The following is an 11,440-nucleotide window of genomic DNA, read 5'->3' as shown; positions in this document are numbered from 1 at the left end:
CGCTGCCGACGGGTCATCGGAGCTGCCGAGCAGACCCATTATGGGGGTCAAGGCGCCGGCTCTGGCGGCGCGGGCCTGCCACGCCGGCCCCGCTCGGCTCGCGCGCTCCTGCCTCCGGCCCGCGCGGCCGGCGGACCCAGCTACCCGGCCCTACCTGCCGCAGGGGCGAGATCAGTCCACGGGCACATCCGGTGTCGTCGCCGCGCCCCCGGCGGCAAGGCAGAACGGGTGTCCAGCCGGATCGATCATCACACGGAACCGATCGCCGCCAGGCTGCGAGTCGGCGCAGACGGCCCCGAGAACCACTGCCTGTCGCTCGGCCTCGTCGAGGTCATCAACGACGAAATCCAGGTGCAGCCGCCTGGGTGCGTCCGTGTTGGGCCATGGGGGAGGTGCCGAGTTCGTGACCCGTTGAAAGTCGAGGCGGACCGTCGCGTCGGGCAGGGTCAGCACCACGAAATCCTCATTAGAGGCCGTCAGCCGACCACCCAAGAAGCTGCGGTAGAAGTGTGCCAGAGAGCGAGGGTCCGGACAGTCCAGAGTCACCGCTAGGAGTTGGCCGCCGGAAACCACCGAGTCACTCTCCGATCGCTGAGCTTACGTCGTGAGCCTCGACGAGCTGTGTCGCGCGCTGGCCGCGCACCTCAACGCCCGGTTCGCGCCGGACAGGACCGCGGGGCCTGGATGACACGGCGGACGACGAACCAGGGGCCGCCGTGCTGGCGGCGATCCGCAGCCGCCGGGTGGTGCGGGCGATGACCGACGAGCCCGTCGAGCGGGAGACGCTCGAGGCGATCCTCGACGCCGGCCGCTGGGCGCCCACCGCCGGCAACCGGCACCTGCAGCGCTTCGTCGCCACCGCCCCCCCGCGACCCTGCGCGTGCTGCGCATGGTGTCCCCGGGCATGCTCCAGCACCCGGCCGCGGCGATCACGATCTGCACCGACCGCCGCCTCGCCGCGGAGTACGGATTCCCGCCGGATGCGGCCGGCCCGGACGTGGACGTCGGCACGGCCGCGGCCACCCTCATGCTCGCCGCTCACGCGCTGAACATCGGGGCCGGACCCGTCACTTCCTTCAGCCGCGCAGCCGTCGGCGTCGTCCTGCGAGTTCCGGACGGCTGGTGCCCCGAGCTCGTCGTCCGCCTCGGCCACCCCGCGCACGGCGGACCGGCCCCGCTCCGCGGGCGACCTCGCACGACCTGGCGCGACCTCACCACGTGGGTCCCGCCGGAAGCGGAGCGCTGAGCTCCGCCGGGCGCCGGAGACCCTGTCCTGTCAGGCCCTGCAGGCCCGCAGGGAGTGGTGTCGGCGGGTCCAGGTCACAGGTCCCACCGGGTCTCAGAATTCGGGTGGTCAACCGCCGACCGAGTGTCGGCCCGCTCGCCGTGTCTCGCGCGGCTCCTCCGGGCCGGCCCACGCACGGAAGCCCGACCATGAACACCGCCAGCGCACCCGAAGTCCTCCGCACCGACATCCCCGCCCGGCTCGACAGATTGCCCTGGTCGCGCTTCCACCGGCGGATCGTCATCGGCCTCGGGGCCGTGTGGGTCCTCGACGGTCTCGAGGTCACGATCGTCGGTGCCGTGGCCTCCCGGCTGACCGAGCCGGGCAGCGGGATCACGCTGAACTCCGCGGACATCGGGACCGCCGCGGCCGTCTATGTCGCCGGGGCCTGCATCGGTGCGTTGTTCTTCGGCCAGCTCACCGACCGCATCGGGCGCAAGAAGCTCTTCATGATCACGCTGGTCGTCTACCTCGTCGCGACGGTCCTGACGGCGTTCGCGTTCGCCCCGTGGTACTTCTTCCTGTGCCGGTTCTTCACCGGCGTCGGCATCGGCGGGGAGTACTCCGCCATCAACTCCGCCATCGACGAGCTCATCCCCTCGCGCGTCCGCGGGCAGGTCGATCTCGCGATCAACGGCAGCTACTGGGTCGGTTCCGGGCTGGGTGCACTGGCCGCGCTGCTGCTGCTCGACCAGTCCCTGTTCGCGTCGGACATCGGCTGGCGGTTCGCCTTCGGGCTCGGCGCCGTGCTCGGCATCGGGATCCTGCTGGTGCGCCGGCACGTACCGGAGAGTCCACGGTGGCTGTTGTTGCACGGCCGGGTGCGGGATGCCGAACGCATCGTCGAGCAGGTCGAGGACGAGGTGCGCGCGGAGACAGGGGCGGGACTACCCCCGCCCGCCTACGCGATCACCATCCGGATGCGCGGCAATATGCGGTACCGGGACCTGGTCGCGCTCGCGTTCCGGCGCTACCCCAACCGCGTGCTCCTGGGTCTCGCGCTGTTCATCGGGCAGGCGTTCCTCTACAACGCCGTGGTGTTCGACCTCGGGACGTTGCTGAGCGGCTTCTTCGGCGTCAGCTCGTCCTCGGTCCCCCTCTACATGGTCCTGTTCGCGGCGAGCAACTTCTTCGGCCCGCTGCTGCTGGGCCGGCTGTTCGACAACGTCGGGCGGATCCCGATGATCTCGGGCACCTACCTGGGCTCGGCCGTACTGGTCGTCGTGCTCGGCGTCCTGCTGCGCAACGGCAGCCTCACGACGGGCACGTTCATGGTGCTGCTCCTGGCGGCGTTCTTCCTCGCCTCCGCGGGGGCGAGCTCCGCGTACCTCACCGTGAGCGAGATCTTCCCGATGGAGGTCCGCGGGCTCGCGATCGCGTTGTTCTACGCGGTCGGGACGGCGGTGGGTGGCATCACCGGACCGCTGCTCTTCGGGAACTTCATCCACAGCGGCAACGTGAACCTTGTCGCGCTCGGCTTCTTCGTCGGTGCCGCGGCGATGGCGATCGGCGGTATCGCCGAGCTGTTCCTCGGGGTGCGGGCCGAAGGGCAGTCGCTGGAGAACATCGCCACGCCGCTCACCGCCGAGGAGGCGGAGGCCGACCCGCACGAGCAGGGCGCCATCCTGGCCGCGCGAGAGCCCGCGCGGACGACCGATCAGGAGCATCAGGCCGCACGCGAGCGCAACCTGCGGATCGTGCGACGGGCGGCCGAGCGCGCCGAACACGAGCGGCACGGGGCGAGACGTGTCCGCCCCGGCCCGGGGTCGGCGTTCTACTCACCCGGCCAGATCGGCTCGGCGGGAACCACGAGCCGGTGGTCGGCCGCCTCGGACGAGGCCCTGGACCGGGAGCTCGAGGTGATCGGCCGTGCGGTGGACCGGCACGGCCCGATGCGGCGCGGAGCCCTTGCAGGCTATGTCGACGGCCGTCGCTGGGGCCCGCTCCGCTTCCAGCGCGCTCTGCGGCAGGCGGTGGCGGAGGGACGGGTGCAGCGGATCTCCGGTGACGCCTACGGCTCGCGCGGGCCGGCCGGCACGTCGGAGACCATCTCCTCCGATCGTTGAGCCCCGCCCCGGCGTCGCAGGCGCGGGGACATCGGCCTCGGGTCACTCGCCCGGTGGGACGCTGCGCGGCCCGCGCCGGAGCCGCTCCTGCGGGGTGACGACCGAGAAGTCGACGGGAACCGAACCGGGGCGCGTCTCGTCGCCCGGGACGCCGGGGAGCGCATCGGGGTGCTCGGTGCGCAGGAAGGCGATCAGCTGCTCGCGGATCTCGCAGCGCAGGTCCCAGTTGCTGGGCGCGTCCGCGGACGAGGCCAGGACGCGCACGACCATGGTCCACGGGGTCGAGTCCACGACCTGCAGGACCCAGTCCCGCCGGTCCCACAGGGGCGACAGCTCGACGATCCGGCGGGTCTCGGCGCGCAACTCCTCGACGGGGGCCGTGTAGGCCAGGTGCAGCTCTACCGACCCGAGGACGCGTGCCTCGTTGCGCGTCCAGTTCTGGAACGGTGTGGTGATGAAATAGGCCGTCGGCAGCATGAGGCGCCGCTCGTCCCACAACCGCACGACGACGTGGGTCAGGGCGAGCTCCTCGATCCGGCCCCACTCGTCTTCGACGACCACCACGTCGTCGAAACGGAGCTGGTCGCTCAGCGCCAGCTGGAGCCCGGCGAGCACGTTGCGCAGGGTGGTCTGCGCGGCAAGGCCGGCAATGGCCCCGGCGACTCCCGCCGACGCGAGGAGGGACGTGCCGAGCGCATGCAGCGAGTCGAACGTCATGAGCATGGTGCCGAGAGCCAGCACGGCGACGATCGCCGCGGTCAGACGGCGGAGCACGCCGATCTGGGTGCGGACCTTCCGGACCCGCCGGTTGTTCTGGACGTCCATGGGGAGCCGGCGGAACGCCATGTCCTCGATGACGTAGAGGACCCCGATCACCATCCAGGCCGCGGCACCGATGAGCGCGAGCAGGAGTACCTGGTGCAGGGCGCTGCTGATGGGGCCGTCCGCGGGCACGGCGGTGTAGAGCGCGTAGACCAGCAGCAACAGCATCCAGGCCTTGTGGCAGCGCCTGTGCAGCAGGCCCAGCACGTAGTAGTGGTACCGACGTGTCGCCCAGTGGATGACGAGGCTGGACACCCGGCCGACGACCAGCGCGCCGGCGGCCCACGCCGCCACAGTCCCGATCTCGCGCAGAACCTGCTCAGTCGGCACGATGCGCACTCCCGGGTCCGCGGTCCGCCCAGCGTTCGAGGTCCCACATGCGCCGGTAGGGCCCGGGGACGGTCAGCATGTCCCCGTGCGTTCCGCGCTGGACCACCCGCCCGCCGTCCAGGACGACGACCTCGTCGACCGCGCCGAGCATCGCCAGTCGGTGGGTCACGAGCAGCGTCGTGCGTCCCGCCGTCGCAGCCAGGAGGTCGGCGGTGAGGGTGTCCGCCGTCGCGGTGTCGAGGTGCTCGGCGGGCTCGTCGAGCAGCAGGACCGGGGGGTCCGCGAGCAGGGCGCGGGACAACGCGATCCGCTGCCGCTGCCCGCCGGAGATGCGCGACCCGTGCTCGCCGACGCACGTCGCGAGCCCGTCCGGGAGCTCGCGGACCCAGGTCAGCAGCCGAGCGGTGGCGAGAGCCGCGTCCAGCTCCTCCGGCGTGGCGGTCCGGCGCGCGAGCAGGATGTTCTCGCCGATGGTCGTGTCGAACAGATGGGCATCCTGGGCGCAGAGCTTCACCACCTGCCGGACGTCGTCCCCGGCGAGCACCGTGACGTCGGTGTCGTTCAGCGTGACGCGGCCCCCGGTCGGATCCAGGAACCGGAGCAGCACCGCGACCAGCGTCGACTTGCCCGAACCGCTCGGACCGACGATGGCCACCCGCCGGCCGGGCCGCAGCTCGAGGTCCACCCCGTCAAGGGCGGGTGCGCGCACGCCGGGCCACGCGGCGCGGAGCCGGTGCAGCCGCAGCGTGTACGGCGCATCGGGCAGGGGCTCCGGCTCGGGCGGCTCGCGCACCGGATCCGGCCGGTCGAGCACGTCCACCACTCGGTCGGCCGACCGGCGCACGCGCTCGGTGTGCTGGGCGATCTGCGGCAGGGTGCCCATCGCCTCGAAGGCGGCCAACGGCGTCAGGACGACCACCGCGAGCGCCACCCCGCCGAGCGCGCCGCCCCGCACCGCGGCCACGCCCACCACGAGCGCACCACAGACGGTGAGTCCTCCGGCGAGGGTGGCCAGGCCGGTGCTCAGCCCCGCCGCCCCGGCCGACGACGTCTCCGCGCGGACCAGCTCCCGGTCGAGCGCCGCCACCCGGGCCGACCGGCGATCCGCCGCGCCGCATCCGACCAGGTCGGGCAGGCTCCGCAGCAGCTCCACGACGGCCGCGGACAGCGTGCCTCGCACCGGGGCGACGCGTCGCTCGGCCCGCCGTCCCGTCCGGCCCGCCAGCCACGGCACCGCGACCGTCGCGGCGAGCAACCCGACGAGGAGCACGAGCGCCGCAGGCGGCAGCAGCCACGCCAGCAGCCCGATCGCCCCGGCGCCGACCAGCGCGCCGACGGCGGACGGCAGGAGCACCCGCAGGAACAGATCCTGCTGCGCGTCGACGTCGGCGACGAGCCGGGCGAGCAGATCCCCGGACCGGTAGGCGGGCAGGCCGGCGGGCGCGATGCGTTCCAGCCGCTGCCAGACCGCGATCCGCAGCTCGCGGAGCACCCCGAACGCGCCGCCGTGGGACAGCAGCCGCTCGGCGTATCGGGCGACCCCACGCGCGAGGCCGAACGCGCGGACGCCGACGATCGCCACCAGCAGGAAGAGGATCGGGGGGTGCTGGGCCGCCCGGGAGATCAGCCAGGCGGACGCGGCCACGAGTCCCAGTCCGGACCCGAGCGCGAGCGCCCCGGCGAGCGCCGCGAGCACGAACCACCCGCGCACCGGCCGGCCGAACGCCGCAACGCGCCGCACGGCGCCCCTGCGCCCGCCCGGCGTCACGTCGGCACCGCGATCCGGTCGAGGTGGGCGACCCGGTCGGCGAGTGCCAGCGGCGCGGGGCGGTGCGTGATCAGGACGACTGTGCGGGTGGCGATCTCCGCGCCGAGGGCCTCGACCACCGCGCGCTCGCTCGTGGCGTCCAGCCCGCTCGTCGGTTCGTCCAGGACGAGAAGCGGCGCGGTGGCCAGGAGGGTCCGGGCCAGGGCGATCCGCTGCCGCTGGCCTGCCGAGAGCCCGGCGCCCTGCTCGCCGAGGACCGTCTCCACGCCCTGCTCGAGCCCGTCGACGAAGTCGACGCCCGCGGCGCGCAGGGCTCGCCGCACCTCACCGGCGGCCGCCGCCGGATCGGCCAGCCGGACGTTGTCGGCGATCGTCCCCGCGAGCAGGTGGGTGATCCCGAACTGCCATCGAGCGAGGTCGAGCGCGTCCACGAGACCCTCCGCCGCTCGCCGGGCCCGGGACGTTCTCGTCCTGGTGCCGCGAGCGTTCGGCCAATGGTCAGCGCCACGCCGCCGTGGCGCGTCGGCCCCGCAGCGTGAGCGACCGGACGGGCGGCGGACCTGTCAGCACAGGGTGCCCGGGGACGGCAGGACATCCGCCGGGCGGCGTGGCATCGCCTGCATGCCGACCGGTCCGGGCTGGCGATCTAGATCTTCCGTGCTCGGGTGGCGACATATCGGAAGCTGTCCTGCTGGGCAGGCACGTAGTCGAACTCCACCCGATCGCCTTCCTCGAAGGATCGGAACCCCTCGGCTTCGATCACGCTGAAGTGGATGAAGGCGTCGTGGTTCGCCGGCAGGTCGGGGCTGGAGATGGCGCCCCATCCGCGCTCTGTCTTGAAGAACTTGACGGTGCCGTACATCATCCAGGCAGCGAACCGCATGTGAGGCGGTCGAACAACATCGGACGGACAGAGAGCCGTCGCCACGCGCGCCGCACAGCAGGTCCTCGAGGGGCTGGCGGCGCGAGGGTGGCGGGCACGCTGCGCGAGGACGACTCTGGCCCGCCCAGGGCTGGGCTCACGTCCCGACCGCGACTGGCTACTACCCCTGCTCGCGATCAATGCCGTGGCGCTCGGGGTGCAGAGCAGCGCGATCCAGCGTCTCGGGGTGTCGGGCCTGTCGACCGTGTACCTGACCGGCACCTTGACCTCAGTGGTCATCCGACTCACTTCCGGCCACCGCATCAAGCACGTCGCCCCCTCACTGATTATCCTGCTCGGGCTCATCGGGGGCGCAGGCATCGGCGCCCTGCTGCTCGGACTCGCTCCGCCAGTCGTTCCGTCGATCCAGCTCGCGACCGTCGAGGTCGTGCTCGCCTGGGCCCGGTTCAGCCCGCGGCTACGTCGCCCGGTCGCTACCGGCGATCACCCCGTGAGGAGTTGATCACATGCCGGCCGGTCGGCCCGCACAGCACCCGAGGCGCCGGTCGCCAGCATTCAGCCGGTGCCGGGGGTAAGTCTCCCGACTGGACGAGCGGCATGACCACCCTCGGTGAAGCCGTCAGCTTCCTCCCGCCGGGCCGGGCGAGTGCGGGTGGGCTACCGGGCCAGGGGCGCTGTGATCCGGTCGGCGGGTCACCGCGGCGGGAAGCCCCGGCCGGCTGGCGCCGTCGACGGGGAGTGCGATCTCCACGGTGGTGCCAGCTCCGGGCGGGCTGCTCAGCGAGATGCGTCCGCCGAGAGCCTCGACGAGGTCCTGCAGGCCGATGAGGCCGGAGCCGCGGCTGAGGTCGGCGCCGCCGTGCCCGTCGTCGCGGACGCGGACCTGCAGGACGCCCTCGCCGGTATCCACCTGGACGTCGACGACGGAGGCGTGGGCGTGCTTGGCCGTGTTGGTGAGCGCCTCGCAGACCACGTAGTAGGCGGCGAGCTCGATCTGCTCGGGCAGCCGCCCGTCGGCCCGCATGTCAAGCCGGACCGGGACGGCGGAGCGGCGGCCGAGCGTCTTCAGCGCCGGGTGCAAGCCGCCCTCGGCGAGGGCGGCCGGGTCGAGGCCGCGGACAATCTCGCGCAGCTCGGCGAACACGCCGGTCAGCTCGACGGCGATCCGCTCGCTCAGCCCGACAGCCGTCCGGACCTCCGCCCCGGCAGCAACCACGCCGCCGCCTCGCCAGACGCCCACCGGTTCCGCAGCGTGCTCCCAACGAGGAGGCTAATCAAGAACCGTCCCGGTGAGGACGCGCCGGCACCCCGGGGCGGGCCGCACGTCTGGTGGGATGCCCTCAAGCCGCGGCCGGGGCAGCGTGGATCGCGACCAGCGTGCGCGGGGCGTGCTCGGGGAGCGAAGGACAAGTCTGAGCGCTCACGCCATAACCCGATCGGCCCAGAGGGGCTGGGCTCCCTAATGCACAGGGGCTGCATATCATGCCACCGGAGCTGGATTTATGATCTCCGACTGAAGACAAAACAGCCCTTGAACTGGTCATACTGCGGAGCCGCCTTGGGGAGTCGAACCCCAGACCTACGCATCACGGGAGAAGCGCTCCGATGCACCCGGCGCTCTACCAGCACAGACGGCGCTCCTCACAGCACTACCGGCGCCCACCGACCCGGGCGAACGCGGATCTTCATGCCAGAAGTCATGCCAGTTGTTGCAGCTGCTGGAGGCTCGCGATCGCCGTCCCGGAGTTGTCCCGGCTACCGGCCCGCCGGTCGGAAGGGTGGAACCCGCGCCGCGAGGAGATCAGCACCAGGACCCAGCGTCGGAAGGGCGACGAGGTGGTCCGCTCGGGTGTCCACGCCGAATACGCGCCGACGTTCGGCCGACGGCCGCGCGCACGCCAGCTCAACCGCAGGTCAGAGGCCATGAGTTCCCTCGATCATGGTTCCCTAAAAGGGATCCTCTACCACTACTACTCTGTCACTATGTAGTTCTGGTGGGTCTGACCTGCGAAAACAGGTGTGACAGGGGGTGACACCTCTGTGACAGTGTCACTCGATGGTCCTCGGTATTTGCGCACGGCGGGCCTTCAAGCTCGTCGCAGTCGTGGTCACGCCAGTGGTCACGTCGGTGTCGTGGAGGGGTGCGGACGGGTGAGACACCGTGAATCGACGCGAGTCGCTCCAGCGCGGCGATGGGATGCTGACGTCGCCGTATCGATAGCTGGAAAGCCAGGCTGAAGCAGGGGAGTGTCGGACCGATCGCCTCATAACTCAGAGGTCGCGGGTTCGAATCCTGCCGCCGCTACCAGGTAAAAGTCCTCGGAGGACTCCTCCGAGGGCCGTTTTCATGTCTCGCCTCGGGCGCGAGACGACCCCACCGCCATGACGATCAGCAGGTTGGTGAACTGCACGTCCGGCCTCCCCCGGGAGGGCGGCTCCGGCGTCACCGAATGCCGCCTCCCCGGTTTCAGCGACCGGACCGCCCGCGGGTGTTACGCGGCTCGGGAGCCGCGCCGAACCGGGTCCCGGGCGTCGCGGCGGCCCACGACGAACCAGGCCAGGCTGCCCAGGAAGGGGGCGACGACGACGAACACGATCCACGCGAGCTTCATCCCGGCCCCGAGCTCGGAGCCGATGACGCTGATGACGGCCGCGATGACCAGCACGACGAACGCCACGCCGGCGATCGCCGTCACCGCGATCAAAGCCCATCCCAGGATCCCTTGGTCTTGGGCGGGCGTGGAGGTGGTCGTCGTGATCACGGAGAGCATGTCCATGTCGATGATCATCGGCCACTGCGCCGGGGGTGTACATCACCCGACGGGCCTGATGTGGATCAGCGCAAAGTCGTACCCGACCTGCCGGGAATCGGGACGACACCGGCCGGCGCCGCGATGACGCTGAACGGGTGGACGTCCGGGGAACCGCCGCGACGGGGGCGCTGGCACCCCCTCGTCGCCCGCAACCGCGCGGCGCTGAGCACCGGGCTGATGTGCGCGGCTCGCGGAGCACCCGGATGAGCAGCCTTGATCAGCGCGATCGGATCAGGCGCGACAGGTCTGTCGATCGTGGCTATGGCAAATGCGTGGCAGTCCGCGGTGGTTGGTGCGGGCGACGAGCCGCGTTGCTGCAGGTCAGAAGCCCAATGCCGACCTGGGCGGCACTCCACTGTGAATCCGTCGGCTTAGCCTACGAAGGTTCGAATCCTTCACCTGCCACACCCCGTTTTCGTTGGTGTCCGGTCGTGTTCGACTCCGTCCGCCCATCCACGGGTGTTCGCGGTCGCTACGCGGTCGCGATCATGAACCGGGGTCCCGGAGGGCGTTCTCGATCCGCGGACCACGACAACATCATGGTCAGCGAGTTCGGCGAGGAGATTCACCTACGGCCAGGCGGATGCCCGAGCTGTGGCGCGGACTTCATCACCGTCTATGCCGACCACTGTTGGCGCTGCGAGGCCGAGTTCCCGCCGGCCCAACGGATCGGCATAGCCGCCGAAGATCCGGTCGACAACGCGTAGCCACGATCCTTACCCCTGCAGCTCCTCGACCACAGAATCTGGCATTCGCCCGCCCACTGCACTCCGGGCGGCGCAACTTTGTCCCCAGTCTGCAACGAGGAGCTTCACGGCACGGTCACGGTGGTACACCTCCCGTATCAGGAAGGGCCCCCACCATGACGAACCCCAACGAATCCGACGCGAAGAGCTCCAAGGGCGTCCGATCCGCGTCAGGTCCTCGGAGCGAAGGCGCCCCAGCGGTGAGACGGCTGCCCCGCGGCACCGCTACGGGCGCCGCCGACGCGGCGACTTCGCGGGTCAAGGGCGCCGCGAGGAAGCCCAACCGAGCCGCCACAGGCCGAACTCCACCCGACCCCCGTGGTCGGGCCGCCCCGAAGGCGTCAAAGCCCCGAGCAGCGGCAGTGACGAACCTCGCCGGGAAGGGTGCCGGCGCAGTCCAGGGCACGACCGGAGCCGTGAATTCGACGGTCGAGGGCACGGTAGGGACAGCAGTTTCGACGCTGCGCACCGGAGTCGGGGCAGGCTTCAGCTTGGCCGTCCACAAGGCGCTTCTGCTCCTGCAACTACTCAAACGGATCGCACTGCAGACCATCGAGGCGCTCAGGCGACGGGCCATCGAGGCACTCAGGCGACAGGCCATCGAGGCACTCAGGCGACTCGCTCGTCGCCTGCAGGAGGAGGCGGGGTCGAGGCTGGCGGCCGCACCATGATGGTGCCACTGTTGGACGCGCGGCGTCGGACGGTGCGGCCCGAACGTCAAGCATCA

At 71.3% G+C, this 11,440-nt stretch carries 12 protein-coding genes, 1 tRNA gene and 1 pseudogene; 6 read left to right on the top strand and 8 right to left on the bottom strand.

The features are described 5' to 3' along the window. Positions 1–171: 171 nt before the first annotated feature. A complete protein-coding gene (locus tag JWP64_RS06785; protein ID WP_297493649.1) occupies positions 172–546 on the bottom strand; it encodes a VOC family protein in 375 nt (124 codons plus the stop codon). A gap of 170 nt (positions 547–716) precedes the next feature. Here JWP64_RS06785 and JWP64_RS31405 point away from each other — a divergent pair. From JWP64_RS31405 to JWP64_RS06775, 3 genes and pseudogenes are all read left to right on the top strand, one after another. Then, positions 717–848 (top strand): annotated as a pseudogene (locus tag JWP64_RS31405) (nitroreductase family protein); the annotation flags it as partial. Positions 849–904: 56 nt separating this feature from the next. Beyond that, positions 905–1,246 carry a nitroreductase family protein gene (locus tag JWP64_RS06780; protein WP_297493646.1) on the top strand — a complete coding sequence of 114 codons (342 nt, stop codon included), beginning with the start codon at positions 905–907 and terminating at the stop codon, positions 1,244–1,246. Between the two features lie 188 nt (positions 1,247–1,434). Then, entirely contained in the window at positions 1,435–3,351 is a 1,917-nt protein-coding gene (locus JWP64_RS06775) for an MFS transporter (protein ID WP_297493644.1), read from the top strand. Positions 3,352–3,393: 42 nt separating this feature from the next. On the opposite strand, the gene JWP64_RS06770 is transcribed toward JWP64_RS06775, so the two are convergent. The 4 genes from JWP64_RS06770 to JWP64_RS06755 all read right to left on the bottom strand — a co-directional run bounded on the left by JWP64_RS06770 (position 3,394) and on the right by JWP64_RS06755 (position 7,136). Next, complete coding sequence (locus JWP64_RS06770; protein ID WP_297493642.1) at positions 3,394–4,503, bottom strand: mechanosensitive ion channel domain-containing protein; 1,110 nt, start codon at positions 4,501–4,503, stop codon at positions 3,394–3,396. Then, positions 4,493–6,271, bottom strand: a complete 1,779-nt coding sequence (gene cydC, locus JWP64_RS06765; RefSeq protein ID WP_297493640.1) for a thiol reductant ABC exporter subunit CydC — start codon at positions 6,269–6,271, stop codon at positions 4,493–4,495. The genes JWP64_RS06770 and cydC overlap by 11 nt, the downstream gene beginning before the upstream one ends. Continuing rightward, on the bottom strand, positions 6,268–6,702 hold the full coding sequence (locus JWP64_RS06760) for an ATP-binding cassette domain-containing protein (RefSeq protein ID WP_297493638.1): 435 nt from the start codon (positions 6,700–6,702) through the stop codon (positions 6,268–6,270). The genes cydC and JWP64_RS06760 overlap by 4 nt, the downstream gene beginning before the upstream one ends. Positions 6,703–6,917: 215 nt before the next feature. Further along, entirely contained in the window at positions 6,918–7,136 is a 219-nt protein-coding gene (locus JWP64_RS06755) for a cold shock domain-containing protein (RefSeq protein WP_297493636.1), read from the bottom strand. Positions 7,137–7,227: 91 nt separating this feature from the next. Between JWP64_RS06755 and JWP64_RS06750 the strand changes: the two genes are divergently transcribed. Next, complete coding sequence (locus JWP64_RS06750) at positions 7,228–7,656, top strand: DUF1275 family protein (protein ID WP_366889512.1); 429 nt, start codon at positions 7,228–7,230, stop codon at positions 7,654–7,656. A 117-nt stretch (positions 7,657–7,773) separates the two neighbouring features. Here JWP64_RS06750 and JWP64_RS06745 read toward each other — a convergent pair whose 3' ends face one another. The 3 genes from JWP64_RS06745 to JWP64_RS06735 form a co-directional block, all read right to left on the bottom strand. Continuing rightward, positions 7,774–8,370: an ATP-binding protein gene (locus tag JWP64_RS06745; RefSeq protein ID WP_297493633.1), complete on the bottom strand. Its 597-nt coding sequence runs from the start codon at positions 8,368–8,370 to the stop codon at positions 7,774–7,776. 335 nt (positions 8,371–8,705) lie between these two features. Then, positions 8,706–8,790: transfer RNA gene (locus tag JWP64_RS06740), tRNA-Ala, on the bottom strand. Between the two features lie 856 nt (positions 8,791–9,646). Further along, complete coding sequence (locus JWP64_RS06735) at positions 9,647–9,931, bottom strand: PLD nuclease N-terminal domain-containing protein (protein ID WP_297493631.1); 285 nt, start codon at positions 9,929–9,931, stop codon at positions 9,647–9,649. Between the two features lie 575 nt (positions 9,932–10,506). On the opposite strand from JWP64_RS06735, the gene JWP64_RS06730 reads away from it, so the two are divergent. Next, positions 10,507–10,674 carry a hypothetical protein gene (locus JWP64_RS06730; RefSeq protein ID WP_297493628.1) on the top strand — a complete coding sequence of 56 codons (168 nt, stop codon included), beginning with the start codon at positions 10,507–10,509 and terminating at the stop codon, positions 10,672–10,674. Positions 10,675–11,075: 401 nt separating this feature from the next. Beyond that, complete coding sequence (locus JWP64_RS06725) at positions 11,076–11,384, top strand: hypothetical protein (protein WP_297493626.1); 309 nt, start codon at positions 11,076–11,078, stop codon at positions 11,382–11,384. Positions 11,385–11,440 lie beyond the last annotated feature (56 nt).

Source organism: Pseudonocardia sp., assembly GCF_025465255.1.
Taxonomy (GTDB): domain Bacteria; phylum Actinomycetota; class Actinomycetes; order Mycobacteriales; family Pseudonocardiaceae; genus Pseudonocardia.
This window is presented reverse-complemented; position numbering and strand designations above follow the sequence as displayed.

Excerpts from the sequence above, each read along its gene's own strand:
- JWP64_RS06780 (WP_297493646.1), top strand. The coding sequence starts at position 905 with ATGCTCCAGCACCCGGCCGCGGCGATCACGATCTGCACCGACCGCCGC.
- JWP64_RS06775 (WP_297493644.1), top strand. The coding sequence starts at position 1,435 with ATGAACACCGCCAGCGCACCCGAAGTCCTCCGCACCGACATCCCCGCC.
- JWP64_RS06755 (WP_297493636.1), bottom strand. The coding sequence starts at position 7,136 with ATGATGTACGGCACCGTCAAGTTCTTCAAGACAGAGCGCGGATGGGGC.
- JWP64_RS06735 (WP_297493631.1), bottom strand. The coding sequence starts at position 9,931 with ATGGACATGCTCTCCGTGATCACGACGACCACCTCCACGCCCGCCCAA.
- JWP64_RS06730 (WP_297493628.1), top strand. The coding sequence starts at position 10,507 with ATGGTCAGCGAGTTCGGCGAGGAGATTCACCTACGGCCAGGCGGATGC.